Source organism: uncultured Maribacter sp. (assembly GCF_963975365.1).
Taxonomy (GTDB): Bacteria; Bacteroidota; Bacteroidia; order Flavobacteriales; family Flavobacteriaceae; genus Maribacter.
Genome location: NZ_CAXBGF010000002.1, coordinates 134,464 through 160,609 on the forward strand (window position 1 = coordinate 134,464; position 26,146 = coordinate 160,609).

A 26,146-nucleotide genomic window follows, 5' to 3' on the forward strand; every position below is an offset into this window, starting at 1 on the left:
ATTTATCAAATCTTATCATTTACTAAATTACGATATATAACCCTATTTTTGATAAAATCATTTTTTACCATGCAGCATATCATTGACCGTTTTATTAGTTATGTTATTATTGACACACAAAGCGATTCATCATCTGAGACAACCCCAAGTACCGAAAAACAGTGGAATTTGGCAAATAAATTGGTAGAAGAACTGCGTTCAATTGGCTTAAAAGATGTTTCTATTGATGATAATGCCTACATTATGGCAACTTTACCTTCGAACGTAGAACACGAAGTTCCCACAATAGGTTTTATTTCTCATTTTGATACGTCTCCAGATTTTTCAGGTACTAATGTAAAACCGAAAATTATCGAGAACTACGATGGCAATGATATTGTCTTGAACGAAGAAAAGAATATTATTTTATCTTCATCATACTTTCACGATTTATTACAATATATAGGAAAAACATTGATTACCACCGATGGTACTACCTTATTAGGCGCTGATGACAAAGCAGGTATAACCGAAATAGTTACCGCTATGGAATATTTGGTAAAACACCCAGAAATAAAGCATGGAACTATTCGTATTGGGTTTACACCAGATGAAGAAATTGGCAGAGGGGCTCACAAATTCGATATAGAAAAATTTGATGCAAAATGGGCCTATACTATGGATGGTAGCCAAATAGGAGAATTGGAATATGAGAACTTCAATGCTGCTAGTGCAAAAATCAAAATTAATGGTAAAAGCGTACACCCAGGCTATGCAAAAGGTAAAATGGTCAATGCCGTACTTATTGCAAATCATATAATTGCAGAGTTACCAAGACATGAAATACCTGAGGAAACTGATGAAAGGGATGGTTTTTTTCATGTACACACTGTAAATGGTGAAATTGAAAATGCTTCTATTGAATTAATCATCAGAGATCACGACTTACAGCGATTTAATGAGCGGAAAGAATTATTGAAAGTATTGATCAAAAAATACAATCATAAATATGATGATTGTATTTCAATGGAATTAAAGGACCAGTATTTTAACATGAAAGAGAAAATAGAACCCGTATACCATATTGTAGAAATAGCAAAAAAAGCTATGGAGGATATAGGAATAACCCCAATAACAAAACCGATTAGAGGTGGAACTGATGGTTCTCAATTAAGCTACATGGGCCTACCATGCCCTAATATATTTGCTGGTGGCCACAACTTTCATGGCAAATATGAATACGTGCCCGTTGAGAGTATGCAAAAAGCAGTGGAAGTTATTGTAAGAATTTGTGAATTAACAGCTCAGCAATAAAGGTATGGATAAGTTAGAAAAACTAGAAAAATTCTACACCGATGTACATGATTTTAAAAATGGTATCGCCGAACTAAGGAAACTAGCTTTAGATTGTGGATTAATAGAAACCTATAAATGGAGTTTTCCAACATACACTTTTGAAAATAAGAATATCATTGCCATTTGTAAATTCAAGGTTGATTTTGGCATTTGGTTCTTTAACGGTGTCTTTTTAAAGGATCCTAAAAGAGTACTCAAAAATGCACAAGAAGGAAAAACTAAAGCCATGAGGCAATGGAAATTTTTATCTCAGCAAGAAATTGATAAAAAGGGAGTAGTAGATTACATAAACGAGGCTATTGAAAATCATAAAAAGGGGCTAGAGTTAAAACTCACAAAAAAGCCTAAAGAGAAAATTATTATTCCAACTCATTTGATATCTGAATTTAAAAAGAATAAAGAACTTAAAGATGTCTTTTACAATCTCACCCACTACAAGCAAAAAGAATATGCCGAATATATAGATCTCGCAAAACAAGAGAAAACGAAACAATTAAGGATCAGTAAAATAATTCCTCTAATTCTAGACGGCAAAGGTCTTAACGACTTTTACCGAAAATAAATTTCTTTCTGTTTACAAGGCAGGTAATTTCCAACCGTTATTGTAATTCGCTTTTAGAAATTGATTAGCTTCCTCATTTTTAAATTCACCTGAAATTTCATCCCAATAGATTCTATTTCCAGTTTTAAAGGCTACGTTACCCATATGCGAAACCAAAGCGGTATCGTAACCCACTTTAATAGGTGCGTTCAATTTTGAATTATCTCTACTTTTAACTGCCTCAATAAAATTTTTGGTATGCAGGTCTAATCCATTTAATCCACCATTATCATAAGAAACAGCCTGCATTTTTGGAATACCTTCTTGTCCCCATCCTTGAAATTCCCTTTCTGGTATAACTTCCCATCCCCCTCTATCCAATACTAGGGTTCCATTGTTTCCGATGAAGGCTATACCATGATTTCTACCATAATTGCCACCATCAATACCTGTAGCATGTTCCCAAAGTATAGAGAATCCGTCATATTCGTAAACGGTTTGCAAAGTATCTGGAGTTTCAGACGCATCATTGGGGTAGGCAAATTTACCCCCTAATGCCATCACAGATTTCGGGGTTTCCGCTTTCATTCCATAAAGAGCATAATCCATTAAATGAACGCCCCAATCGGTCATTAATCCGCCAGCATAATCCCAAAACCATCTAAAATTAAAATGAAACCTATTGGCATTAAAAGCTCTTTCTGGCGCTGGGCCTAACCACATTTTATAATCAACACCTTTTGGTGCGGCAGAATCTGCTATAATTGGCACTGGTTTCATCCAACCTTGATACGCCCAAGCTTTTGCCAATCTTATTTCACCTAGAGCACCCGAGTGTACAAATTTAATAGCATCTACAAAATGTGGCTGACTACGTTGCCATTGCCCAATTTGAACCATTTTATCTTTCGAATGCACAAAATCTAACATAATATTAGCCTCTTGCACAGAGTTAGCAACGGGCTTTTCACAATAAACATCTTTACCAGCGAGCAAAGAATCGGTCAATTGCAAACAATGCCAATGGTCGGGTGTACCTATAATTACCACATCAATATCTTTGTTCTCTAATAATTTTCTATAATCGCCATACCATTTTGGCTTTTTAATGCCTGCCTTTTCTAAATCTGCGGTTCTAGCTTTCAAAACATTTTCGTCTACATCGCATAGAGCAATAACATTTATTTCACTCATTTTAAGAAAAGAGGATAAGTCGGAGAAGCCCATTCCATTACACCCTATTAAGCCAACATTAATAGTGTCATTTGCTCCTACTCTTTTACGCATCATGGATAATACCTCCATCGGAAATACAAATGAAGCTCCCGTCATTACTAATCCTGCTGTACCTTTTCTAATAAAACTTCTCCTATTTTGTAACATGGCAATAATTTAGTTCTACTAAATATACTGCTTTTAGGCAAAAAAAAACACCGATGTATAAACATCGGTGTTTTTTATATGAAATATAAAAATTTATTTTTCTGGAGCGTTTAATTTAGCGCTCATTTCCATGGATATGGCAGATCTGTCAAATTTTAATTTCCCTGCCATTGTCTCCAACACGCAAGAAGAATCTTTTTCATTTAAATCCACTACCTTACCGTGCAGACCACTTTTGGTAATTACACGATCACCACGTTTTAACTCTGCTGAGAATTTCTTTTCATCCTTTTGCCTTTTCATTTGAGGTCGAATCATAAAAAAATATGCGACCACAAAAATCAAAATCATCGGAAGAAACTGCCCTATATCACCCATTTTTGGTATATCTGTATTTATATTTATTTAACAGGTCCTAGTGGAGCTGCGCCTTTTGGATTTACAAAAGCTTTAATTCTCAAAATTTCAGAACCTTTTTCAGTATTCGCTGTAACCGTAATTGTTTTGGTTACTTGATTTTGACCTGAACCATTAAAGTTAACTCTCAACTCACCAGTCTCACCAGGAGCAATTGGGTCCTTAGGAGGATTAGGTACCGTACAACCACAGCTACTTTTTGCATCTGTAATAATAAGTGGTGCGTTACCGGTATTTGTAAACTTGAATACTGTTTCTTGAGGTGTTCCTTGCTCAATTGTACCAAAATCGTGTTCTGCCTTTTCAAAAGACATTACAGGCACTGCTTTTGCAGCCTCATCTCTTACTGCAGCCTCTACTACGTTATCTGTTTTGATCTTACTTGATGCATTGTCTTTACAAGAAGTAAAAGCTACCATTGATACTAGACCAACAATTAGAACTATTTTTTTCATACTATTATGATTTATCAATTAATTGTAAAATTATAAAATATTTTTATAATAGACCTCTACCTATTTTGTTAAGCTTTCCTTCTGCTTTATATTCTTTGGTAAGCTTATCTAAAATACCATTTATAAATATGCTGCTCTTTGGGGTTGAGTATTCTTTTGCTATCTCTAAATACTCATTTATGGTTACCCTTTCTGGAATTGAAGGAAAATGTAACAATTCGCAGATGGCCATTTTTAATAAAATACTATCTATCTCAGCTATACGATCTTTATCCCAATTAGGTGTTTTACCCTCAATTTCTTTTTCTAATGCTTCATTTTTCAATAAAGTTCTAGATAGAAGTTGCAATGCATATTGCATGTCGTCATTATCCTTCAATAGACTTGGCAGAAAATATGACTCAGGATGCACTTGCTTTGCTTTTTTCAAATGCTTTAACACAAAAGTATTCACAATAGGAATATCATCTACCCATGTTAATTTATCGTCTTCGAAGTAGTCGTAAATCTTTTCATTAGGTGCAATAATTGTCTTAAACAAGGTCATTACCAATTCCTTATCCGAGGCATAATCACTTTCTGGCTTAGACATATACTCTTGATATGCTTCACTCTCTATAATTTCTTTATAGATAAGTTTTACATATTCCTCATTTAAGTACCAATTATCGAGCTTTCTATGATTGATTTCTTCAGTCAACTTAGAATTGTCCACCATTTGTAGCAACAAACGGTTTTGAATAAACTTGTTTGGATTTGGAAATTCTTGCTTCTTATCGCTAATGTATTTATTAGCTGAAAGAGAAATTTGGTCCGCAGCCCTTTTCTGTATTTCTACAAAAAGACTTAACCATAATAAATAAAGCGTATAGGTATTATCTATGCTTACTTTTAAAAACTTCTCTTGTTTTTGCAAGGAATCATCCTTGGATTGAATTAGGGCGTATATGCTCTGCATTACTTTAACCCTAATATGCCTTCTTGTAAGCATTTTAAAGAACTTTTTTAAATAAATTAATAATTAAAGCCGCAAAGGTAAGTATCTATTTAAAGGGTCACAATAGCAATCGCATTTATCTTAGCTTATTTATAACATATGGTTTTAGGGCAAAAAACTATCTTTGATCAAAGAATGAATATAATCTTCTTTTTTTGAACAACCTATGAAAGAACTTAAGCACCTTAATAAATACTTCAAGAAATATCGGCTTAAACTTTTTCTAGGAATCATAATCACTGTCGTAGCAAGGCTATTTCAATTGGTTATGCCTTCTTATGTCAATAAATCTATATCTGTAGTTGAAAGATATATTTCTACTGAAATAGGCAAATCAACAGCACAAGAACTTCTTTTAGAATACATTCTTATCATAATTGGTGCCGCATTACTATCTGGTTTCTTCACTTTTTTAATGCGACAGACTATTATTAATATTTCGAGATACATCGAGTATGATCTTAAAAATGAAATTTTCGACCACTATCAAAAGTTAAGTCTCAACTTCTACAAGAAAAATAGAACTGGCGATTTAATGAACAGAATTAGTGAAGATGTAAACGAAGTGCGCATGTATGCAGGACCAGCAATAATGTATGGCATACAAACACTCACTTTATTCGCATGTTTAATTCCTTTAATGTTTATAAAAGCGCCCACTTTGGCTGCTTACACCCTATTACCACTACCCATATTATCAGTTTTAATTTATCAAATCAGTAAGGTGATTCATAAAAGGAGTACTATCGTCCAGCAATATTTATCATCCTTGTCTACATTTACACAAGAAGTATTTTCAGGTGTTTCTGTTATAAAGGCGTATGCCTTAGAACCGCAGACCAATGATGAATTAGTAACATTAGCCATTGATGGAAAAGAAAAGAGTGTAAATCTTGCAAAAGTAAATGCATGGTTCTTTCCTCTCATGATTTTGTTGATCGGTATTAGTAATATTTTGGTGATTTACATAGGTGGCAAACAATATTTAGCTGGTGAGATAAGCGTTGGCCTTATTGCAGAATTCATTCTCTATGTTAATATGCTAACCTGGCCAGTTGCCATTGTAGGATGGTTAACCTCTATTGTTCAGCGAGCGGCAGCGAGTCAAGAAAGAATTAATGAATTTTTAAAAGTTGTACCAGAATTAAAAAACACCCCAACTTACAATCATAAGGTTAAAGGAAAAATAGAATTTAAAAATGTTGGTTTCACCTATGAAGATACAGACATTACTGCGTTAAGTAATTTGTCTTTCACTATCAATGAAGGGGAAACTACAGCTATTCTTGGTAAAACCGGATCGGGAAAATCGACAATTCTAGATTTGGTTGCTCGATTGTATGACACCACATCAGGAGAAATATTAATTGATGACCATCCTATTAAGCACTTTGACCTAACTAATTTAAGAGAATCAATAGGAGCTGTTCCACAAGATGCTTTTCTATTTTCTGATAGTATTAAGAATAATATAAAATTCGGCAAAGAAGATGCAACTGACGAAGAAATAATCAATATTGCCAAAGACGCCGTCGTTCATGAAAATATTATAGGGTTCTCTAAAAAATATGACACTGTATTAGGAGAACGAGGAATTACCCTTAGTGGTGGTCAAAAACAACGCGTATCTATTGCTCGTGCACTAATTAAAAAACCAAAAATATATTTGTTCGATGACTGTCTTTCGGCTGTCGATACCGAAACCGAAGAAGAAATATTGAGCAATCTAAAAAAAGCCTCTAAGAATAGAACTACATTGATTGTAAGTCACCGTGTCTCATCTGCTAAAAATGCTGATAAAATATTAGTTTTAGAAGATGGAAGACTAATTCAAGAAGGTACACATGAAGAATTAAATAGCAAGGATGGCTATTACAAACAGCTTTACTACAAACAGCTTTCAGAGAAAGAAAATTAGAAAATTGTTGTCGGTGAGCGTTTTTTTTTCCATTTTTGATAGTATAACGACACTAAACATAAGAAATGAGCGAAAGAGATTTATCAGATCAGGAAGAAATTCACTCCAAAGTTTTACGCGCTGGCAGAAGGACTTATTTTTTTGATGTAAGAAGTACGAAAGCTGGTGATTATTACCTTACCATAACTGAAAGCAAAAAATTTACACATGATGATGGGTCTTTCCATTATAAAAAGCACAAAATTTATCTATACAAAGAAGATTTTGAGGCCTTTAAGGAAAATGTGGAAGAAATGATGGATTTCATCATTAATGAAAAAGGTTCTGAAGTAATTTCTGAAAGACATCAAAAAGATTTCAAAAAAGAGGAAACAGAGGTTGAACAAGAAACAGAGAATACCTCAACAAGCACCTCTAGTTTTACTGATGTAAGCTTTGAGGACATTTAATTAAAAGTAAAATTTTAATATTAACCAAAACAACCTTTAGTGATAAGGGTCGTTTTGGTTATTATTTTCTTATTGTTACAATTCTTTTTACAGGCATTGTAATTACAGCCTTTTAACGTAGAACTAATTTTATGAGTAATATATTAAAAACTGTGAGCAACCCTATACTCAAAAGAGCTATTTCGATTGTTTGTAAAAACGAAATAGATATAAAAAGAGTGAGTAAATAAATAGGAAAAAGAATTAAACTAAATGCAAACCTAAAAGTACCTATAAATTCAGCTTCAGGCACTTTTGGTTTTAGCCATAAACGCCATAGCAAAATAACAGGAAAATTCAATAAACAAAACAGCAATTTTGATTGATTGTATTTTTTACTTTCGGTTAAAGCCCCACTCGTACTATTTGTTACTGATTTAGAATATGATTGAACTTTTTCGTTTACCAACACAGGATCGAGAAAGCTCACATTTTCATTCATTAACCTACTAACCGTTGCTTCATAATTTTCATGATTTGGTATATGACTGGTCAGTTTTTTTAAACTAGAAGAAACTATATCTTTTATTGATTGACTAGATTTATTAACATCCTCTAAATGAAAGAGGCTTTTGGCAGAAATAGATTTACCATAATGAACAGCCACTTCATCAGGAAAATGAGTTGCATTTTTATAATTTAATCCTACTGGTACTAATTGTATATCCAGTTCAGGATAAAGTTCAAAGCTTCTCAATAGTATTCTTGTAAAACCTTTACTTAGAGGCCTAACCCTACGTTGCAGATTATGATTTGCTTCTGGGAAAATAACCAGTGCTTCTCCCCTATTTAATATTTCAGAACAGGTGTTGAAAATTAAGTTATTATTCGCCAAGGTTTCTCTTCCATCTCTTATTCTATAAATAGGTAACATCCTGAAGTATGAAAAAATACGATTCAACCAAGAACTTGAGAATACGTCTGCACGAGTTAAAAAAAAAGGCTTTCGTTGGCAGTCTGTTGCTATCAATAAAACATCAATTAAAGCACTTTGATGGTTGGACAGAAATAAAATTGGTTTATCCGTTGGTATATTATCAAGTCCTGTAATTACTATTTTTTTATGATAGGTATAAAGTCCGGTCCTTACCACTAATTTAATTATCGAATATATAAAACCGCTCACGCTATAGTTTCTTTAGCAATAGGTTTACCATTCCATAATGCAGCTAAAATAAGTCCAGAAACGATATGCCAAATTCCCCAAAAAGCAGCAATTAATGCCATTCCTCCTAATCCATCAAAAAATGTGAAAATTAATAATAGGCCTAAACCCGAATTCTGTATTCCTGTTTCGATAGTAATTGACCTTACAGAATCTTCTGGCAATCGAAATAACTTACCGATACTGTACCCTGTTGAAAAAGCAATAAAATTATGGAATAATACAATCCAGAAAACATAAACAATATAATCTATAAAAATATCGAGATTATTATACAAAGCGATAAATACTAAACATATAAAAAAGAGCAGGGAAACCACTTTTAACCTTTTTGCTAATTTCATCGCTAAAACGGGATGGCTGTAGTTAACATACATACCTAAAATTAAAGGTAAACCTAATAGCAGCGATACAAGTTTAAACATTTCAACAGACGATATAGAAATCTCTTGAATCAATTTAGAACTTGGAGAATAAAGCATTGACCAAAAATGAAAATTCAATGGTGTCATTACTATGGCCAAAAGGGTTGCAATTGCGGTAAGACTTACTGATAATGCTGTGTTTGCTTTGGATAGATATGAGAGAAAATTAGATATATTACCCCCAGGGCAGGCTGCTACCATAAACATACCTAAAGCGATGCTTGGTAATGGTTCAATTAAAAGAATTAAAAGATAGGTTACTGCCGGAAGTAAAATAAACTGACTAAAAACACCTAAAATTAACGCTTTTGGTTTTAAAAATAATGGTCTAAAATCTTTAAGCGATATCTCTAAAGCGACACCGAACATTACCAAACCCAATACAAGGTTTAAAACCCATAAGGCACCTGCATCAAAATTAATATGAACGTTATCTAATAGGTTTTCAGTCAATAATCTAAGAAATTTTTAATCCGTTAGGCACTTTCATTTGTGGCTTAATTAGAACCACAGACTTGTTTTCAACTGCACCTAATATAAGACATTCACTCATAAAATCAGCTATTTGCTTATCTGGAAAATTAACCACGGCAATAACCTGTATTCCTAAAAGTTCACCTTTTTCATATTTATTGGTTATCTGAGCAGAAGTTTTCTTCACACCTATTTCATCTCCAAAATCAATATGCAATTTATAAGAAGGATTTCGTGCTTTAGGAAAATCGAATACAGCAACTACCGTTCCTGTTCTTATATCAATTTTACTGAAATCGGCCCAAGAAATGGTATCGCTCATTTAATGATATTAAGTTTTTTAATTAACTCTCTAGACACATTACCTGCATACATACCGTAAGCATCAACTAAATGTCCTTTCTCACCAGTAGTAGTTTCAATTACATACAATATAGTATTATAGTCTGGGTTACTCATACCTTCAGACCGATAAAATTTAACTACATCTAATTCCGTCGCTTTATAAATACATTTCATATGTTTATGTTCGATACCCGTATTACATAAATTAAAATCTGCCATATACCCTTTCTTTTGTTAATCTTGTATTGCAATAGAAAGTGATGAATATGAATTTTTTATATAATTTATTTTAAAAATCTAATGAAATTAGTAATTGTAATAACCAATTAAAAGGCTTTTAAATTTCTTAACTTAGTAACATTAAATTTAAAACTATATGTCAAGAACCGAAAGCAATATGTTGGCTTTAGGTACCATAGCACCAGAATTCAGCTTATTAGATACGGTAAGTCAAAAAACGATGAATCTGCCCACTTTAAAGGGGGATAAAGGAACCGTAATTATGTTTATTTGTAACCATTGTCCATTTGTAATTCATGTTAATCCAGAGATTACAAAATTGGCAAATGAATATCAGAAAAGAGGAATAAAGTTTATTGCCATTTCTAGTAACGACATTGAGAACTATCCTGCAGATGCACCACATTATATGAGAATTAAGGCAAAAGCTGAAAATTATACCTTTCCTTATTTATATGATGAACACCAAGAAGTCGCAAAAAGCTATGATGCTGCATGTACGCCAGACTTCTACCTATTCGATGCTGAACTAAAGCTCGTTTATAGAGGTCAATTAGATGATTCTAGACCAGGAAATAGACAACCTTTAAATGGAAAAGATCTTAGAGATGCTTTAGAAAATTTATTATCCGGAAAGAAAATCAACTCTCTTCAAAAACCCAGCATAGGTTGTAATATTAAATGGAAACCTCAAGTTTAATTTGAATTCAATTTCCATTAAAACATTTTTTGAAGAAAATAAATGAAAAGCACCTTTACATTTGAACCATTAGCTGCATCACGCTACGATGACTACATAAACATTGGCACTACAGCGTATAACCAACATTACAGGCACCTTTGGCCAAATGGTGACACATCTACCTATATTCAAAATAGTTTCACTAAAGAGATTCTATTAAAGGAAGAGCAAGATGATAACACTGCACTATATCTACTAAAAATGAAAGATGCTTATGTTGGCATTTTAAAAATCACATTAGATATGGCAATTGCCAACTTAAATAAATCAGAAGCTCTTTATTTAGATAAAATTTATATTCAAAAAGAATTTACAGGATTGGGTATCGGAAAAGAAACTCTTAAATTCATAGAAACCAAGGCAAGAGAGCTTTCTAAAAAGGCTATATTTTTAGGCGCTATGCAAAATGGTCCTGCCCTTTCATTCTATTTAGCAAATAATTTTTCTATTATTGACACCTCCAAAGTTCCATTTGAAAATGTCATTGAGAAAGAAAAACCAATGTATATTTTACTTAAAGAAATTTAATTACATATACCATTACCAACCTTTTCTAACCACCAAATTCTTTATATGAGCAAAATGGTGGTTACTATGCCAGGCGTATTTACCCAAATTTTCTGCTACTGACACATTAATACCACCTTCTGGATGAATGTAATATTTTTTGAAATCCTCTGATGAAAGACCCTTCAATAGATACACTAGCTTTGCGTGCAATGCGGTAAGATAATTTAAAGACAAATCTATCGGAGCTGTTTTGGAATCGAACAATTCACTCCAATCCTTTTCATAATAGGCTTTTATCAAAGGTCTATTTTCTGTTAAAGCCCATTTAAAACGGGTATAACTGTGATGGTGACTATCAGCTAAGTGATGGATTACTTGCCTTACTGTCCATCCTCCATCCCTATACGGTGTTTCCAATTGCGTTTCAGAAAATCCACTAACAAGGTTCGACAACCTTACTGGTAGCGTTTCTAATACATTAATCCAGTCTTTTAAATCTTCTACTGAAATCTCAGCCGGACAATTAAAATGACCAATTGGATATCTTAACTTTTCTAAATCTTCCATGAACTAAAAGTAAAAATTTTAATAGACTATTTAACCAAAAACCTTAACACAAAGTATATTAATCTAGTAATGTTATAGGATATAACATCTTTATTAAAATTCAAAAAAATGGCAACAATACGATTAGGAGATAAGGCTCCAGATTTTACCGCTGATAGTTCAATGGGAACCATTAATTTATACGATTATTTAGGAGACAGTTGGGGTATTTTATTCTTACATCCTGCTGATTTTACACCTGTTTGTACAACTGAATTAGGAACAGCGTCTGAATTTAAAGACGAATTCGATAAAAGAAACGTAAAAATGCTAGCCCTAAGTGTTGATGGTGCAGCATCTCATGCAGAGTGGATCAAGGATATTAATGAAGTTCAAAATACCATTGTTAATTTTCCCATTATAGCCGATGAGGATAAAAAAGTATCTCATTTGTATGATATGATTCACCCAAATGCAGACAACAATTTAACGGTACGTTCAGTATTTATCATTGCGCCAGACAAAAGCGTTAAACTTACATTGACATACTCAGCTTCGACAGGAAGAAATTTTTATGAATTATTGAGAGTTATTGACTCTTTACAACTTACTGCATACCATAAAGTTGCTACCCCAGCAAACTGGGAACATGGCAAAGATGTTGTTGTTATCCCAGCGATATCCACAGCCGATGCAAAAGAAATGTTTACTAAAGGAGTTACCGAGGTAAAACCTTACTTGAGAATGACTCCAGATCCTACTTCATAGGCCCAAAAATGAGTTCATCCTCAATAAGTTAGAGTTTAATTCTTAACATTAAGATAACCTGTTAGAATTTAAGATATTTAATAAAAAAAAACTATCTTCGCACTTTAATTAATATTTAATTTTTCTATTATGAGTAAAGGAACAGTAAAATTCTTCAATGATTCCAAAGGTTACGGTTTTATCACTGAAGATGGTTCAAACGAAGATCATTTTGTACACATTTCTGGCTTAATCGATGAAGTTCGAGAAGGTGATGTTGTGGAATTTGAACTACAACAAGGTAAAAAAGGATTAAACGCCGTTAATGTGAAAGTAATTGACTAGGTAACGATTTAACTTTTTTATAGTATGAAACCCGAACCATTGGTTCGGGTTTTTTTGTGCTTTATCTTAAAAATTCAAAAAAAATGTTCAAAGTCTACGCAACCTTTTATATGGTTCACTATCTATAAATTAAGCAAATTAAAGTTCCCCGACTTTATACGTCTAACCTATGAACACCTTTTTTACCGTATTTCTAATTTTAATTATCGTGAATATCGCATTACTCTTAGCTGGCTTTTCAGCTCGTAAAAAGTAATAATGGAGAATATCAATTACGAAAACTAAAGTATACTTAAAAAAAAAAAAACACCCTTATCAGTTCGATAAAGGTGCAGCTCTTTTATAAGTATATATTACTATTTATCCTACTTTCATTAATTCTACATCAAAAATCAATGTAGCATTTGGTGGAATTACTCCGCCAGCTCCTGCTGAACCATATGCTAAATCTGATGGAATTACAAAACGGGCTTTATCACCAACTTTTAAAAGTGATATTCCTTCATCCCAACCTGGTATAACTTGACCAATACCTAATTGAAAATCAATTGGTGAGTTACGCTTATAAGAAGAGTCAAATACATCTCCTGACAAGAGTGAACCTTCATAGTGAACAGATACTTGTTTACCCTTTTCAGCTTTAGCACCATCCCCTTTCTGAATCATTTTATAACGCAGACCAGATTCGGTAGATTCAAAACCAGCAGCAACTTTATCTAATTCAGCTTCTTGCTTTGCTTTTTCGGCTGCTAAACGGGCTTCACCAGAAGAATTAAAGTTCTCAAATGCTTTTACTGCATCCCAATTTATGGCTTCCTCACCCTCTCTAACTATCTCTAAAGATTCAATTAAATCTTCTTGTGCTATTTTATCAACAGCCTCTTGCCCAGCAACTACATGACCGAAAACGGTATGCTTATTATCTAACCATGGTGTTGGAACGTGAGTGATAAAAAACTGACTACCATTGGTACCAGGGCCTGAGTTGGCCATAGAAAGAACACCGGGTGCATCATGTTTTAAATCTGAATGAAATTCATCATCAAATTTATACCCTGCATCTCCAGTTCCTCTTCCTAGTGGACAACCACCTTGAATCATAAAATCTGGTATTACTCTATGAAATTTCAATCCATTATAAAAAGGTTCTCCTTTGCTTTTTGCGCTATTCTCCTTACTCCCTTCTGCAAGAGCAACGAAATTACCTACCGTACCAGGAGTTTTTTCATGAGTTAATTTTACTAATATTTCGCCTTTGTTTGTATTGAACTTAGCGTAAATTCCTTCTTCCATTCTACTATTTTTAAATATCTGACAAAGGTAAAGAAATTTAACGATTTGAGTGTTTTGCCAATTTTACTATGCTCATAATTACCTACTAAATGGAGATGAGCCAATTTATAATCACTTCTATCGATTAGAATAATTTATTCTTATGAATATAACTTTTTATGTTAACTGACTTCAAATGCTACAATTCTGCATGCCTGTTAAACAACGTATTTACCAAATAGATTTACTACGATTTGTTGCCGCTTTAGGCATTATGTTAGTGCACTATCTATATAGGAGGATTTAAAGCTGATAACTTAACAAACTTGAGTTTCTTAGAACTTGCAGGTGAATAGATAAAATATTGTGCTGTTTTTATTGATTTATTTTTCATCATCAGTGGCTTTGTAATTGCACTTTCGGTTTCAAATAAATCTGTCACCTACTTTTTCAAATCTAGAGTGGTACGTTTATTTTCTGTGTATTGGCTTTGTGCATTCATCACTTACATGGTCACAATATTCTTCGAAGCCCCAAGATTTTATACCACTTTTGGTCAGTTTTAATTCAATTTAACCTTGTTACAAGATTTTATCGATGTAGAACGTTTGGATGGAGCGTACTGGAACATGTCGGTCGAATTACGATTTTATGCACTTGCACTTAGCTATCCTATACTAAACCGTTATAAGAAGTTAAAAATAGCTACGATTGCATACACATGGCTTGCTTTATCAATTATTTATCTTTTCGTAAAAGCAATATGGTCGTAAAAGTTATCGACTGGTTCCTTATGTTCGAATGGTAACCAGCATTTATTGCCAGTATACTCATGGCTGATATTTATAGGAGTAAAAAAATAACAGAAAAAATGGCACCGCCATCTTTATCTGTTTTATTCTTTCTACATTTCATCGAATTCTTTATGCTAAAACAGCAATAATTATCTACCAAGAAACCTTCTCAGAACCGATTATAGCTGCCGCAATGTTCTTGGTATATGCACTAATGCTTTTGGTTATTTTAAGACGTCTTAAATGGCTGAACAAATCCTATTTTCTTTATTTAGGAATGATGACCTATCCCCTGTATTTACTACATCAAAGAATTGGTTATATAATTTTCAATAATCTAATGGGGCATTATAATAAATACTTGATTTTGGCAGGAACTATTACCTTAATGCTTACGGCGTCTTTTATTATTGTGAAATATAGTGCAACACCATTATCCAATTACTTCGAAAAGTATCTGGGCTTACAAATTGACCTCTTTTTAGATCTACGATATAAAGCAGCATCATTAAAAACTAAAGAGATAGAGAAAATGAGCGATAGTATAGCTGACAAATAAATTCGTAGATTAAATTTCTACGAATATTTTAAGATGCAATTATGGTATCGTTCTAAAAACCGTAAGTGTCCACCAAATAAATTAAACTCGCCATAGCGGCAGACCCTAATTCAAGCTCTCGTTTATTAACCTGTTCGAAGGTATCATTTGCAGCGTGATGATAATCGAAATACCGTTGTGAATCTGGCCGTAAACCTGCTAATACTAAACTTTCTTTTTTCAACGGACCAATATCCGCTCCACTTCCACCTTTTTCAAAGTAATGAATAAGGTAAGGTTCAAATAACGGTTTCCAGCTTTTAATTTTATCAAAGTCTTTATCATTGCTATCGAAAGTAAAACCTCTTGGGGTAAAACCACCTGAATCACTTTCTAAAGCAAATATGTGCTTCTCATTATTAGCCTCTGCTACCTCAGCATATTTTTTACCGCCCCTTAACCCATTTTCCTCATTCATAAATAAAACTACTCTAATGGTACGTTTGGGTTTATACCCTGTCTTCTGAAAAAGATTAAGAACTTCCATGCTTTGTACACAACCCGCACCATCATCATGAGAACCATCACCTAAATCCCAAGAATCCAAATGTCCGCCAACAACTATAATTTCTTCTGGCTTAGAACCACCTCTAATCTCTCCTATTACATTATAAGATTCTACATCTTCAAATTGTTTACAGTTTTGTTTAAAGTAAAAATTGATTTCAGGTTTTAACTTTAATGACGTACTCAACAAATCTGCAGCGTTTGTACTTATTGCCGCAGCAGGTATTCTATCATCAATAGATTGTTCATCATACCCCATTGAACCCGTATGCGGAAAATCATCAAGTCGCAGATTCATTGACCTTACAATTACACCTAATGCTCCATATTTAGAAGCTTCAAACGCACCTGAATAACGTTGATCAACACAATTTGAATATGCATTAAATGTATTGATCTGCGTAGGATCCATCGGCTTATTGAAGAAAACAATTTTACCTTGAATTTTATCCTTACCCAATGTAACCAATTCCTCAATACCATTTACTTCTATAATATTTGCCTTAATACCTTCAGGTGGTGTAGCAACCGAGCCTCCTAATGCACAAATCGCCACATTGGTTGTTATACCAGGTGTCGTTTCAAAATAAGCAAACTCTGTTGTGCCTCTTACCCATTTTGGCACCATTACAGGCTGCAACCAAACTTTATCGAGACCTAATAAATCTAATTGCGATTTCGAATAATTTATTGCCTGCTGAGCTTGAACTGACCCCGAAAGCCGACCCCCAATTTGGTTTGACAAATAGTTTAACCAATCATACCCTTTACCTTGAGTTAATGCGGCATCGTATATCTTTTTAATTTGTTCTTGATCATTGTTTTGAGAAAACCCAAAATAGGAAAAGAAAATAACGACTAATAGTGTGAGTTTACTTTTCACGTTGTAACTGTTCTTCATAGGTGCCTAAATTAGCTAATATTTTATCGCTTAACATAGGCTCTTTAATATCTTTGTATTTTTTTAACGATTGAAGTAGTATAGAAGCAACAATTATTCTAGTAGCTTTCTTATTATCTGCAGGTACAACGAACCACGGCGCATGATCATTTGATGTTTTTAATATTGCCTCTTCATAACAAGTCTGATAGGTCTGCCATAACTTGCGTTCCTTTAAATCACCTGGAGAAAATTTCCAATGTTTTTCCTTAAGAGCTAACCGTCTCAACAATCGTTGACGCTGTTCTTCTTTAGAAAGATTTAGAAAAAATTTGAATATTAACGTTCCATTCTCAGCAAGATGACGCTCAAAATCATTGATTTGTTCAAACCTTGTATCCCAAAATTTTTGATTTATATCATCTACAGTGTGTATACCAGGAATATGTTCATTAAGTATATATTCTGGATGAACTCTGGTAACCAAAACATTCTCGTAATGGGTTCTATTAAAAACCCCAAATTTACCCTTTGCAGGTAATACCAAGTAATGACGCCATAAATAATTATGGCTTAATTCCAATTCAGTAGGTACTTTAAAACTATGCACCTCTACTCCACTTACATTAAAATCTTTAAAGACCTCACGTATTAAACTATCCTTACCTGCAGTGTCCATTCCTTGTAAACAAACCAAAATACTATATTTACCATGTGCATATACCGTATCTTGAAACTCCCCAAGTTCTCTTCTTATTACCGATAATTCTTTTTTTAAAATTTTTTCTGATTTTCCGAAATCTTCATATGTTTTTGTTTTAGATATCGTAAAGTCATCATTTGCCCTGTATTGCTGTATTTCTATCTTAATCATACTGAAATATAAAATTTTAATTCTGTTTTAAATAGCGTAGAATATTTATCCTATAAAATTCCGTTTATCGAAATTCAAACGTATTGCATCGAAAATAATATTTTCAGCTGAACAAAGTACTTAGATTTAACCTTGTAAAATCCCAAATTTTACAATTTAAACAACCTACAATGAAGAAAGCGATCTACATTTTCTACACTCTTGCTATATTAATACTATCATCTTTTCGAACGAATGTAGATTGTGAATACGCGAATTCGAATATGGGGTTTGCAAAATCTCATATAAGTGCTGCACTTCTTACAGATGACATAAACCAAGCTAGGTTCTATGCATACAAGGCTGTAAATGCTTTGGAAAAATCTAAAAACCAATTAGAAATTTGTGGATGTACCTTTGCTAAAGCAAGTATGACCGAAAATTTAGATGCACTTGTTCTCGCGACCAAATCTACAACTTTAGAAGGCACTAGAACTTATTTAGATAAATCTGTCGAACTTATTAACAACACTATGTTTGTTCTAGATTCTCACGAAAGCCATAATAGTACATATGCTAATGATGTGTTATCAATGAACACAACTACTACTACAAAAAATGTAATTAACACCAAAGACAGCAAAACCCTAAGTTTAAATGAAAAAATCGACCTTTCATTAGCAAAGTATAAAATTTCACTTGAAAAAGTTGTTGCCACTGTAAATTGCAAAGAAGCAAAAGCCTTCGCACAACAAATATTTGATGAATGTGAAGATCAATTACTGAAACCAAATATATCTGAAGGTAGTAAATACTATAATTTACGAACAAAGGAAATCACGCAAAATGCATTAAACAGAATAGGGAACTGTGTAATCAATTAATGACCTATTTTTTAATTATTTACTAGCGAACAATTTTACATCATCTTCAGAAACATTTTGACCACCGAGTATAATTAAACGCTCAACTACGTTTCTAAGTTCTCTAATATTTCCTGTCCAATCATATGCCTTTAATAGCTTAATCGCCGAATCTGAAAAAGTCTTAGCGGCCATACCTTGTTCTTCAGTTATTTTATTCGAAAAATGTTCTATTAACAATGGAATATCATCCCTTCTCTCATTTAAACTAGGTACCTGAATAAGAATTACAGCTAATCGATGATATAGATCTTCTCTAAAGTTGCCTTCTTCAATTTCCTTCTTTAAATCTTTGTTGGTTGCTGCAATAACGCGAACATCAACTTTTATATCTTTATCAGAACCTACTCTTGATATTTTACTTTCTTGTAGTGCGCGTAATACTTTTGCTTGTGCAGAAAGGCTCATATCGCCAATTTCATCTAAAAATATAGTACCCTTGTTGGCAGCTTCAAACTTTCCTGCTCTATCTTTTACAGCAGATGTAAAAGCACCTTTTACATGACCGAATAATTCACTTTCAATTAATTCAGACGGTATTGCGGCACAATTAACTTCAATAAATGGTTCTCCACTTCTTGCACTTTTCTCATGAAGCCAGTGAGCAACTAGTTCTTTCCCTGTACCATTAGAACCTGTTATAAGTACACGAGCATCGGTTGGTGCAACTTTTTCTATCATACCTTTAATGATACTTATTTCATTACTTTCCCCTATCATCTCATAATTCTTACTAACTTTCTTTTTTAGATTCTTATTCTCTACAACCAAAACTTTTCTGTCTAAAGCATTTCTTACGGTTGTTAATAATCTATTTAAATCTGGCGGTTTTGAGATGTAGTCGAAGGCGCCCAAGCGCATTGTATTAACGGCAGTATCTAAATCCCCGTGACCCGATATCATTATAAAAGGTATTTCTGGTTTTATTTTTCGTGCAGCCTCTAAAACTTCCACACCATCCATTTTAGGCATTTTTATGTCACAGAGAACCAAATCATAATCATTGTTTTTAATAGTTTCGATTCCCTTTAATCCATCTTCGGCTTCTTCAACAGAATATGCATCATTCTCTTCAGATAAGATTTTGACCAATACCCTTCTTATTGCCGCTTCATCTTCTATTACTAATATTTTTGACATAATAACTTTTTAAATTCCTATTCTAAATCCTGTTCTAAAATAAAGTCCAGCTTCATCATTTAAGGTGAAAATATCATTTCGCTCCTCGTCCCTTAATACCCCATTCTGAAATAAGGAGTGACCGCCTATTAAGTAAACGGACATATCCTTTGTTATTTTATATTGATAACCTAAAGTCAATAATAATGCTGTAGAAGACACATCTGTAGATAAATTATTACCAGGGAGTAAGATATTGTTTTGAATATTTACATAATAACCATCTAAAAATAATTCTGTTTGAAAGAAATGTCCTTTTTTGGTGAAATATTTCATTCCAGATTTTGGTGCTCCTAAAACATAAGACCAATTGGGATGAAATCGCTTTTCATAGTACACAAAAGGCAAAGGAACATCAATAGGTGAAGTACCATTATATGAAATTCCTAAAACTAAAATAAAAGGCTTTTCTACATCTTTAATATTCTTATAGGCACCTACCGTATAATTCATGTTAAAATCATCTTGCTGTAATTCTTCCACAAAATTGGAAGACCACCTTGGGGTTACCACCCCTATCAAGCGCCATTTCTCACTCAATTTATACATATAAGCCATGTTGACATCTACCACATGAAACTTACTTAAATCATTAGAATTGGGAAATAGGTCATCAGGCACTTCAAAATTATATCGGTTATATTCCGCTCCTAGAATTAGGTAATCTTTTTTCTCTCGTAACGCAATCGGTACATTTAACACCAGCTTTATACGCGAAGTTTCTACATCACCACTATTATCTGGCATCAACATATACTCTACCCTAAATACATCTGGTGTTTGAGCTAAAATTGGATTTATCGCTACGGTAAGTAATAATACCCATAAAAAGAATCCGCTAGCCTTTTTCATTATTCCCTGCATTTGAAACAGCACTATGTTGAAAAGGTGCTTGTTGAAATAAATGTACATCTCTTTGAGGGAAAGGTATCGTAACATTATTATTCCTAAACTCTTCATCTATTTTGTATCGTAATTCACTTTTTATTCTAGGATCTGAAAAACTATCAGTGATATAAAAATTCAAAGAAAATAGTAATGCCGAATCTCCAAAATCTTCAAAAAGAACAAAAGGTTTAGGACTTTTTAATACATTTCTATGTGTCTTTATTATGTCCAATAATATTTTAGTTACAAGCTGTACATCACTACCATAAGCCACTCCCAATTTTATAGATTCTCTTGTAGTTTTATGGTTTTGAGTGTAATTATAAATGATGTCACTTATAAACTTATGATTAGGAATGATAATGACCTTATCGTCTCTGGTAATTGCCCTCGTTGTTCGTAATTTAATCTCAAAAACCTTGCCGACTTTACCATCGATCTCTATAATATCACCAACTCGTAAAGACTTATCTACTATTATGAAAACACCACCGATGATATCTTGGAAAATCTCTTGTAATGCAAGACCAAGACCAACAAACAAAGCGGCTGATGCTGTTATTAGAATGGTAATATTAATACCAGCAGCACTCATAGTAAACAGAATAACTACGACGTAAACTAGATACTTAATAAACTTGAAAATACTAATAAACTTAAGTTTATCATCTACTTCCATTTTCCTGGTAAAAAACCTTCTTATGCCCTGTAAAATTGTACTTGTAAGTAAAAAAGCCAATGTTAGAAGAAGAAGTAAACCTACCGTAATATGAATAGACTTTTCGCCTTCACCAAAATGGTAGCCTAGGTCTAAAAATTTCTTAATAGTTCCCCAGACATCATCTTCAATTATTTCCTTAATCTTTTCTGCACTCTCTTGGATCATGATGAATATTTAAGCCATTTGTACAATTCTTTATAACTAGGTTTTTTACCGTACATAAGAATACCAACACGGTAAATTTTAGCCGCCACCCAAACAATACCAATAAAAGTAGCTATTAATATCAAAATAGAACTTATTAATTGCCATACCGGCACACCACCTTCACCAATACCCCACGGTAGGCGCATTAACATAACAATTGGTGATGTTAACGGAAATAGTGAAAAAGCAACAGCAATAGGGCCATTTGGATTACTGAACACCGAAAAGAAGCCAACGTAAATAGCTAGCATTAATGGTAAAATAACCGGAAAAATAAATTGTTGAGTATCAGTTTCATTATCTACAGCAGCACCGATTGCAGCATATATTGAACTATAAATCAAATAGCCCAAAACAAAATAAATGATAAAAAAAATCAACATAACTAATATGGGTATTTCAAAAATTTCTTGGGCATACAATTGAATATTCTGAGTGACCGCATCTACATCTACACTTGCATTACCTGCGATTTCTGATGCCATTCCTCCTTTGGTTAAACTAGCAGGTTCAATATCGAAAATAGTCAAACCAATAAATAACAATATAGCTCCAGATACTATCCAAATTGCGAATTGCGTAATACCAGCTAACGATGTACCAATAATCTTACCCATCATTAAATGAAAAGGTTTTACCGATGATATAATTACTTCTATAATACGACTTGTTTTCTCTTCGATTACACTTCGCATAACGAAACCGCCATAAATTATAATAAACATCATTATTAGGTAACCAAAAGCTCCACCTATAATAGCCTTTATTTCATTTATCCCTTTTATGTTTTGAAGTCCATCGAAAGTTTCAATATTCATATTATAACTACGATCCATTTCGGCATATTCTTTAGGCGATAATCCAAGTTCTCGCAATCTTTCTTGTCGTAATCTACTCGTAATTGTATTTTCAAGTTTGTCTAATACTATAGAGCTTGGCGCTTCTTTACTATAAAAAAAGGCTCGTTGTGCCACCTGCTCCAAATTGGGTTCACTTGGTAAATAAACAAGCCCATAATAACCCAAGCTTAATGTAGAATCTTTGGCTTCAGCCAAGGTTACATTTTTAAAATTGACATATGCAGTTGCCTCTGAAGCTAGAAACTCATTAGAAAAGTAATCACTGTCGTTCAATACTGCGATAACCCTTTTTTCATTATCATTAAGTTGTGTTAAATAAGCAATTAAAAGAATCATACCTACCATTAGAACTGGGCTCAAAAAAGTCATTATAACAAACGACTTGTTTCGCACTTTTGCCAAGTATTCTCTTTTGATGATTAACGGTAATTTATTCATGAGCTATATTCTTATTTTGAATGGTCTTAATAAAAATATCATTTGCAGAAGGTATGGTTTCAACAAAGCCATTTACATTGGCTCTGCAACTTAAAAAGTCTAATATTATTTTAGAATCTTTTGTTGGAAGTTGCAACGTTAAATTCAATTGTTTTTCAGTGATATCATAATCATGTGACAAAAGTTGAAATTTATCTTGTACCTCACTGATCAATAGATCTTGGTTCACCGTTTCTAAACCTACTTTAAAGATATTATTCTTGTAGGCCTTTTTAATATCAGATAATTTACCATCTAGTATTTTTTCAGATTTATGTATTAAAGCGATATATTCACAAAGTTCCTCAACTGATTCCATTCTATGAGTAGAAAATATTATAGATGTACCATTATCCTTTAAACTTAAAATTTGTTCTTTTATAAGATTTGCGTTTATAGGGTCGAAGCCACTAAAAGGCTCATCGAAAATTAAGAGTTTAGGTTCGTGTAGAACGGTAACCACAAATTGTATTTTTTGCGCCATACCCTTCGATAGTTCTTGGATTTTCTTATTCCACCAATCACCTATTTCTAGCTTTTCGAACCAATATTTTAATCGCTTTTTTGCTTCTGCTTTTGATAGCCCTTTCAATTGTGCCAGATATAAGGCTTGTTCGCCAACCTTCATACTTTTATAAAGGCCACGTTCTTCTGGTAAATAACCAATTTGAGAAATATGTTCAGGCTTTAGAAGTTGACCATCAAAATAGACAGAACCTTTATCTGGAAAGGTAATTTGATTTATAATACGAATTAATGTTGTTTTACCAGCACCATTTGGACCTAGTAAACCATATATACTGTTTTTTGGAATTTCGAGGGAAACGTTCTTTAAAGCCGTATGGTTTCCAAATTGTTTGGTGACCTCATTAGCTACCAAAATATGATTCATGTACGCAATTTATTCAAAGATATTGAATTGTTTTGACTAGCTACATTCTTTGTGATTCCTTTATACAATACGCTATTTAGATAATAACTTTAGCAAACCACATTGTCCTAAAAAGCAAAACCCACCCTTAATAAATTAAGGATGGGAAAAAAATTGCTATGAAAAAGAAAATTAATATTGGTTGCCCAATATTATCTCAAATATACGTTTTTTATTTAAAAACGAAAGATTTTGAAGTTAAGAGAACATATCTTTTACTTTTTCGAAAAATGACTTATCTGATTTCTCAGGTTTCGGCTCAAAATTATCATTGCCCTGCATTTTTTCAAAAAAATCCCTTTGCTCTTTGTTCAACTCTTTTGGTGTCCAAACATTAACATGCACCAATATATCACCAGCACCATAACCGTTTAAACTTGTAATACCTTTACCGCGTAGTCTTAATATTTTACCTGATTGAATACCAGGTTCTAATTTTATACGGACCTTACCACCAACTGAATCAATTTCTTTTGAAGTGCCAAGGACAGCTTCAGAAATACTTACATAAAGATCATAGTGTAAATTATCACCTTCTCTTTTTAAAGTACTGTGTTCTTGCGTTTCAATAGCCACTAACAAATCGCCAGGAATTCCGTTTCCAGGAGCATCGTTACCTTTATTTGGCACTTTTAATTGCATACCTTCTTCAACACCTGCAGGTATATTTATCGATACAGTTTCTTCGACAACTTTAAGTCCCTGTGCATCTGCATCACTAGGCTTACCATCTAAAATTTGACCGCTACCACCACAAGAGCTACACACGGCAGCCGTTTGCATTCTACCTAAAATGGTATTCTGAATTTTTGTCACTTGACCCCTTCCACCACAAGTGCTACATGTTTTATAAGTAACACCTTCAGCTTGTACCTTTCTTCTTACTTTAACTTTCTTCTCAACACCATTAGCTATCTCCTCTAGAGTCAATGAAACCCTAATTCTTAGGTTGCTGCCTTTGACTCTTCTTTGACCGCCACCGCCGCCAAAGCCGCCAAAACCACCACCACCAAATGCCCCTCCAAAAATATCACCGAATTGACTGAAGATATCATCCATATTCATTCCTCCACCACCAAAGCCGCCCGAGCCACCTTCGAATGCAGCATGACCGAATTGATCGTAACGCGCCTTCTTATCTGCGTCACTCAATACCTCATATGCTTCCGCAGATTTTTTGAATAACTCCTCTGCAGAACTATCCCCTGGATTTTTATCAGGGTGATATTTTAATGCCTTTTTTCGGTATGCTTTTTTTATTTCTGCCGCAGACGCACTTTTACTGATGCCTAAAACCTCGTAATAATCTTCCTTCATTCCAACTTTTTAATTTCCTACTACAACTTTTGGATGCCTAATAATACGATCACCTAATTTAAATCCCTTTTCGATGACGTCTATAACCTTACCTTTCATCTTTTTATCTGGTGCAGGTATTTGAGTAATTGCTTCGTGAATATCTGCATTAAAAACATCACCAGCTCTAACCTCTAGAATCTCTAGCCCTTTTGACTTCAAAGTCTCATTCAACTTCACATTTATTAATTCAATACCCTTGAAAACCTCGATATCATCTGTCTTAGCCAACTCTTTAATAGCTCTATCAAAATCATCTAAAACTGGTAATAATGAAACGATCACCTCTTGACCAGCAGTCTTAAACAGCTCCATACGTTCTTTAGAAGTACGTCTTTTGTAGTTTTCAAATTCTGCAAATAATCTTAAAAATTTATCTTTTTCTTTCACTAATTCCTCTCTAAGCTTCTCCTCTTCAGATAGCTCTTCACCTTCAATCTCATTTTCTTGCTTTTGTTCTTGAGTTTCGTCTTCTAAAAGCTCATTTTCCAAAAATTCATCATCGAATGTGTTTTCTTTATCACTCATAACTTATTGTAATTTAATCGCTGATTAAAAGCAGGCAAAAGTACTGCCAATTCTTTAAAAATGTCAAAATGTCACAAAAGTTTAAAAAAAAATCCGCCA

At 33.3% G+C, this 26,146-nt stretch carries 29 protein-coding genes; 10 read left to right on the forward strand and 19 right to left on the reverse strand.

What is annotated here, in order from left to right:
* Positions 1–69 precede the first annotated feature (69 nt).
* Positions 70–1,293 (forward strand): peptidase T, encoded by a 1,224-nt coding sequence (gene pepT, locus AACZ49_RS03615; RefSeq protein ID WP_339651722.1) that lies wholly within the window; start codon positions 70–72, stop codon positions 1,291–1,293.
* 4 nt (positions 1,294–1,297) lie between these two features.
* On the forward strand, positions 1,298–1,897 hold the full coding sequence (locus AACZ49_RS03620) for a YdeI/OmpD-associated family protein (protein ID WP_339651724.1): 600 nt from the start codon (positions 1,298–1,300) through the stop codon (positions 1,895–1,897).
* A 12-nt stretch (positions 1,898–1,909) separates the two neighbouring features.
* Here the strand turns inward: AACZ49_RS03620 and AACZ49_RS03625 are convergent, their stop codons facing one another.
* The 4 genes from AACZ49_RS03625 to nusB form a co-directional block, all read right to left on the reverse strand.
* Positions 1,910–3,259 carry a Gfo/Idh/MocA family oxidoreductase gene (locus AACZ49_RS03625; RefSeq protein WP_339651726.1) on the reverse strand — a complete coding sequence of 450 codons (1,350 nt, stop codon included), beginning with the start codon at positions 3,257–3,259 and terminating at the stop codon, positions 1,910–1,912.
* A gap of 93 nt (positions 3,260–3,352) precedes the next feature.
* Positions 3,353–3,637 carry a preprotein translocase subunit YajC gene (gene yajC / locus AACZ49_RS03630; RefSeq protein WP_091622797.1) on the reverse strand — a complete coding sequence of 95 codons (285 nt, stop codon included), beginning with the start codon at positions 3,635–3,637 and terminating at the stop codon, positions 3,353–3,355.
* A gap of 23 nt (positions 3,638–3,660) precedes the next feature.
* Entirely contained in the window at positions 3,661–4,131 is a 471-nt protein-coding gene (locus tag AACZ49_RS03635; RefSeq protein ID WP_339651728.1) for a DUF1573 domain-containing protein, read from the reverse strand.
* Between the two features lie 43 nt (positions 4,132–4,174).
* Positions 4,175–5,122, reverse strand: a complete 948-nt coding sequence (gene nusB / locus AACZ49_RS03640; RefSeq protein WP_339651731.1) for a transcription antitermination factor NusB — start codon at positions 5,120–5,122, stop codon at positions 4,175–4,177.
* A gap of 172 nt (positions 5,123–5,294) precedes the next feature.
* On the opposite strand from nusB, the gene AACZ49_RS03645 reads away from it, so the two are divergent.
* Both AACZ49_RS03645 and AACZ49_RS03650 read left to right on the forward strand, forming a co-directional pair.
* The gene (locus tag AACZ49_RS03645) at positions 5,295–7,046 is read left to right on the forward strand and encodes an ABC transporter ATP-binding protein (protein WP_339651734.1); all 1,752 of its coding nucleotides are present in this window, start codon (positions 5,295–5,297) and stop codon (positions 7,044–7,046) included.
* Between the two features lie 65 nt (positions 7,047–7,111).
* On the forward strand, positions 7,112–7,495 hold the full coding sequence (locus tag AACZ49_RS03650) for a PUR family DNA/RNA-binding protein (protein ID WP_339651737.1): 384 nt from the start codon (positions 7,112–7,114) through the stop codon (positions 7,493–7,495).
* A gap of 112 nt (positions 7,496–7,607) precedes the next feature.
* Here AACZ49_RS03650 and AACZ49_RS03655 read toward each other — a convergent pair whose 3' ends face one another.
* Genes AACZ49_RS03655 through AACZ49_RS03670 form a run of 4 tightly spaced genes read right to left on the reverse strand, consistent with a single transcriptional unit; the run spans position 7,608 to position 10,117 of the window.
* Positions 7,608–8,660: a lysophospholipid acyltransferase family protein gene (locus AACZ49_RS03655; protein ID WP_339651739.1), complete on the reverse strand. Its 1,053-nt coding sequence runs from the start codon at positions 8,658–8,660 to the stop codon at positions 7,608–7,610.
* On the reverse strand, positions 8,657–9,577 hold the full coding sequence (locus AACZ49_RS03660; protein ID WP_339651742.1) for a bile acid:sodium symporter family protein: 921 nt from the start codon (positions 9,575–9,577) through the stop codon (positions 8,657–8,659). Before AACZ49_RS03660 ends, AACZ49_RS03655 begins: the two co-directional genes overlap by 4 nt.
* A gap of 4 nt (positions 9,578–9,581) precedes the next feature.
* Positions 9,582–9,920: a tRNA-binding protein gene (locus AACZ49_RS03665; RefSeq protein WP_339651745.1), complete on the reverse strand. Its 339-nt coding sequence runs from the start codon at positions 9,918–9,920 to the stop codon at positions 9,582–9,584.
* Positions 9,917–10,117, reverse strand: coding sequence for a hypothetical protein (locus tag AACZ49_RS03670; protein WP_339651748.1), 201 nt, complete (start codon positions 10,115–10,117; stop codon positions 9,917–9,919). The genes AACZ49_RS03665 and AACZ49_RS03670 overlap by 4 nt, the downstream gene beginning before the upstream one ends.
* A gap of 202 nt (positions 10,118–10,319) precedes the next feature.
* Between AACZ49_RS03670 and AACZ49_RS03675 the strand changes: the two genes are divergently transcribed.
* Both AACZ49_RS03675 and AACZ49_RS03680 read left to right on the forward strand, forming a co-directional pair.
* Positions 10,320–10,883: a thioredoxin family protein gene (locus AACZ49_RS03675; RefSeq protein ID WP_339651750.1), complete on the forward strand. Its 564-nt coding sequence runs from the start codon at positions 10,320–10,322 to the stop codon at positions 10,881–10,883.
* A gap of 42 nt (positions 10,884–10,925) precedes the next feature.
* On the forward strand, positions 10,926–11,453 hold the full coding sequence (locus AACZ49_RS03680) for a GNAT family N-acetyltransferase (protein WP_339651752.1): 528 nt from the start codon (positions 10,926–10,928) through the stop codon (positions 11,451–11,453).
* Between the two features lie 12 nt (positions 11,454–11,465).
* On the opposite strand, the gene AACZ49_RS03685 is transcribed toward AACZ49_RS03680, so the two are convergent.
* Complete coding sequence (locus AACZ49_RS03685; RefSeq protein WP_339651755.1) at positions 11,466–12,002, reverse strand: YfiT family bacillithiol transferase; 537 nt, start codon at positions 12,000–12,002, stop codon at positions 11,466–11,468.
* A gap of 108 nt (positions 12,003–12,110) precedes the next feature.
* Between AACZ49_RS03685 and AACZ49_RS03690 the strand changes: the two genes are divergently transcribed.
* Together AACZ49_RS03690 and AACZ49_RS03695 are read left to right on the forward strand one after the other, a co-directional pair.
* The gene (locus AACZ49_RS03690) at positions 12,111–12,749 is read left to right on the forward strand and encodes a peroxiredoxin (RefSeq protein ID WP_339651758.1); all 639 of its coding nucleotides are present in this window, start codon (positions 12,111–12,113) and stop codon (positions 12,747–12,749) included.
* A 129-nt stretch (positions 12,750–12,878) separates the two neighbouring features.
* Positions 12,879–13,073, forward strand: coding sequence for a cold-shock protein (locus tag AACZ49_RS03695; protein ID WP_027064347.1), 195 nt, complete (start codon positions 12,879–12,881; stop codon positions 13,071–13,073).
* 360 nt (positions 13,074–13,433) lie between these two features.
* On the opposite strand, the gene AACZ49_RS03700 is transcribed toward AACZ49_RS03695, so the two are convergent.
* Entirely contained in the window at positions 13,434–14,366 is a 933-nt protein-coding gene (locus AACZ49_RS03700) for a peptidylprolyl isomerase (RefSeq protein ID WP_339651760.1), read from the reverse strand.
* A 966-nt stretch (positions 14,367–15,332) separates the two neighbouring features.
* On the opposite strand from AACZ49_RS03700, the gene AACZ49_RS03705 reads away from it, so the two are divergent.
* Positions 15,333–15,698, forward strand: coding sequence for a hypothetical protein (locus AACZ49_RS03705; RefSeq protein ID WP_339651763.1), 366 nt, complete (start codon positions 15,333–15,335; stop codon positions 15,696–15,698).
* A gap of 52 nt (positions 15,699–15,750) precedes the next feature.
* On the opposite strand, the gene AACZ49_RS03710 is transcribed toward AACZ49_RS03705, so the two are convergent.
* On the reverse strand, positions 15,751–17,145 hold the full coding sequence (locus tag AACZ49_RS03710; protein WP_339651766.1) for a M20/M25/M40 family metallo-hydrolase: 1,395 nt from the start codon (positions 17,143–17,145) through the stop codon (positions 15,751–15,753).
* Positions 17,117–17,998 (reverse strand): PPK2 family polyphosphate kinase, encoded by an 882-nt coding sequence (locus tag AACZ49_RS03715; RefSeq protein WP_339651769.1) that lies wholly within the window; start codon positions 17,996–17,998, stop codon positions 17,117–17,119. Before AACZ49_RS03715 ends, AACZ49_RS03710 begins: the two co-directional genes overlap by 29 nt.
* 170 nt (positions 17,999–18,168) lie before the next feature.
* On the opposite strand from AACZ49_RS03715, the gene AACZ49_RS03720 reads away from it, so the two are divergent.
* Entirely contained in the window at positions 18,169–18,861 is a 693-nt protein-coding gene (locus AACZ49_RS03720; protein WP_339651772.1) for a hypothetical protein, read from the forward strand.
* A gap of 15 nt (positions 18,862–18,876) precedes the next feature.
* On the opposite strand, the gene AACZ49_RS03725 is transcribed toward AACZ49_RS03720, so the two are convergent.
* From AACZ49_RS03725 to AACZ49_RS03755, 7 genes are all read right to left on the reverse strand, one after another.
* Positions 18,877–20,040, reverse strand: a complete 1,164-nt coding sequence (locus AACZ49_RS03725) for a sigma-54 dependent transcriptional regulator (protein ID WP_339651775.1) — start codon at positions 20,038–20,040, stop codon at positions 18,877–18,879.
* Positions 20,041–20,049: 9 nt separating this feature from the next.
* Positions 20,050–20,931, reverse strand: a complete 882-nt coding sequence (locus tag AACZ49_RS03730) for a DUF6268 family outer membrane beta-barrel protein (protein ID WP_339651778.1) — start codon at positions 20,929–20,931, stop codon at positions 20,050–20,052.
* Positions 20,918–21,853 (reverse strand): mechanosensitive ion channel domain-containing protein, encoded by a 936-nt coding sequence (locus AACZ49_RS03735; RefSeq protein WP_339651781.1) that lies wholly within the window; start codon positions 21,851–21,853, stop codon positions 20,918–20,920. Before AACZ49_RS03735 ends, AACZ49_RS03730 begins: the two co-directional genes overlap by 14 nt.
* On the reverse strand, positions 21,850–23,193 hold the full coding sequence (locus AACZ49_RS03740; RefSeq protein ID WP_339651784.1) for an ABC transporter permease: 1,344 nt from the start codon (positions 23,191–23,193) through the stop codon (positions 21,850–21,852). Before AACZ49_RS03740 ends, AACZ49_RS03735 begins: the two co-directional genes overlap by 4 nt.
* On the reverse strand, positions 23,186–24,124 hold the full coding sequence (locus tag AACZ49_RS03745) for an ATP-binding cassette domain-containing protein (RefSeq protein ID WP_339651787.1): 939 nt from the start codon (positions 24,122–24,124) through the stop codon (positions 23,186–23,188). Before AACZ49_RS03745 ends, AACZ49_RS03740 begins: the two co-directional genes overlap by 8 nt.
* Before the next feature lie 237 nt (positions 24,125–24,361).
* Positions 24,362–25,480, reverse strand: coding sequence for a molecular chaperone DnaJ (gene dnaJ / locus AACZ49_RS03750; protein WP_339651790.1), 1,119 nt, complete (start codon positions 25,478–25,480; stop codon positions 24,362–24,364).
* A 9-nt stretch (positions 25,481–25,489) separates the two neighbouring features.
* Positions 25,490–26,047 carry a nucleotide exchange factor GrpE gene (locus AACZ49_RS03755; protein WP_339651792.1) on the reverse strand — a complete coding sequence of 186 codons (558 nt, stop codon included), beginning with the start codon at positions 26,045–26,047 and terminating at the stop codon, positions 25,490–25,492.
* Positions 26,048–26,146 lie beyond the last annotated feature (99 nt).

Bases quoted from the DNA above. Each gene is read 5' to 3' on its own strand.
- pepT (WP_339651722.1), top strand. From the start codon at position 70: ATGCAGCATATCATTGACCGTTTTATTAGTTATGTTATTATTGACACA.
- AACZ49_RS03620 (WP_339651724.1), top strand. From the start codon at position 1,298: ATGGATAAGTTAGAAAAACTAGAAAAATTCTACACCGATGTACATGAT.
- AACZ49_RS03625 (WP_339651726.1), bottom strand. From the start codon at position 3,259: ATGTTACAAAATAGGAGAAGTTTTATTAGAAAAGGTACAGCAGGATTA.
- yajC (WP_091622797.1), bottom strand. From the start codon at position 3,637: ATGGGTGATATAGGGCAGTTTCTTCCGATGATTTTGATTTTTGTGGTC.
- AACZ49_RS03635 (WP_339651728.1), bottom strand. From the start codon at position 4,131: ATGAAAAAAATAGTTCTAATTGTTGGTCTAGTATCAATGGTAGCTTTT.
- nusB (WP_339651731.1), bottom strand. From the start codon at position 5,122: ATGCTTACAAGAAGGCATATTAGGGTTAAAGTAATGCAGAGCATATAC.
- AACZ49_RS03645 (WP_339651734.1), top strand. From the start codon at position 5,295: ATGAAAGAACTTAAGCACCTTAATAAATACTTCAAGAAATATCGGCTT.
- AACZ49_RS03650 (WP_339651737.1), top strand. From the start codon at position 7,112: ATGAGCGAAAGAGATTTATCAGATCAGGAAGAAATTCACTCCAAAGTT.
- AACZ49_RS03665 (WP_339651745.1), bottom strand. From the start codon at position 9,920: ATGAGCGATACCATTTCTTGGGCCGATTTCAGTAAAATTGATATAAGA.
- AACZ49_RS03670 (WP_339651748.1), bottom strand. From the start codon at position 10,117: ATGAAATGTATTTATAAAGCGACGGAATTAGATGTAGTTAAATTTTAT.
- AACZ49_RS03675 (WP_339651750.1), top strand. From the start codon at position 10,320: ATGTCAAGAACCGAAAGCAATATGTTGGCTTTAGGTACCATAGCACCA.
- AACZ49_RS03680 (WP_339651752.1), top strand. From the start codon at position 10,926: ATGAAAAGCACCTTTACATTTGAACCATTAGCTGCATCACGCTACGAT.
- AACZ49_RS03685 (WP_339651755.1), bottom strand. From the start codon at position 12,002: ATGGAAGATTTAGAAAAGTTAAGATATCCAATTGGTCATTTTAATTGT.
- AACZ49_RS03690 (WP_339651758.1), top strand. From the start codon at position 12,111: ATGGCAACAATACGATTAGGAGATAAGGCTCCAGATTTTACCGCTGAT.
- AACZ49_RS03695 (WP_027064347.1), top strand. From the start codon at position 12,879: ATGAGTAAAGGAACAGTAAAATTCTTCAATGATTCCAAAGGTTACGGT.
- AACZ49_RS03700 (WP_339651760.1), bottom strand. From the start codon at position 14,366: ATGGAAGAAGGAATTTACGCTAAGTTCAATACAAACAAAGGCGAAATA.
- AACZ49_RS03705 (WP_339651763.1), top strand. From the start codon at position 15,333: ATGTTCTTGGTATATGCACTAATGCTTTTGGTTATTTTAAGACGTCTT.
- AACZ49_RS03710 (WP_339651766.1), bottom strand. From the start codon at position 17,145: ATGAAGAACAGTTACAACGTGAAAAGTAAACTCACACTATTAGTCGTT.
- AACZ49_RS03715 (WP_339651769.1), bottom strand. From the start codon at position 17,998: ATGATTAAGATAGAAATACAGCAATACAGGGCAAATGATGACTTTACG.
- AACZ49_RS03720 (WP_339651772.1), top strand. From the start codon at position 18,169: ATGAAGAAAGCGATCTACATTTTCTACACTCTTGCTATATTAATACTA.
- AACZ49_RS03725 (WP_339651775.1), bottom strand. From the start codon at position 20,040: ATGTCAAAAATATTAGTAATAGAAGATGAAGCGGCAATAAGAAGGGTA.
- AACZ49_RS03730 (WP_339651778.1), bottom strand. From the start codon at position 20,931: ATGAAAAAGGCTAGCGGATTCTTTTTATGGGTATTATTACTTACCGTA.
- AACZ49_RS03735 (WP_339651781.1), bottom strand. From the start codon at position 21,853: ATGATCCAAGAGAGTGCAGAAAAGATTAAGGAAATAATTGAAGATGAT.
- AACZ49_RS03740 (WP_339651784.1), bottom strand. From the start codon at position 23,193: ATGAATAAATTACCGTTAATCATCAAAAGAGAATACTTGGCAAAAGTG.
- AACZ49_RS03745 (WP_339651787.1), bottom strand. From the start codon at position 24,124: ATGAATCATATTTTGGTAGCTAATGAGGTCACCAAACAATTTGGAAAC.
- dnaJ (WP_339651790.1), bottom strand. From the start codon at position 25,480: ATGAAGGAAGATTATTACGAGGTTTTAGGCATCAGTAAAAGTGCGTCT.
- AACZ49_RS03755 (WP_339651792.1), bottom strand. From the start codon at position 26,047: ATGAGTGATAAAGAAAACACATTCGATGATGAATTTTTGGAAAATGAG.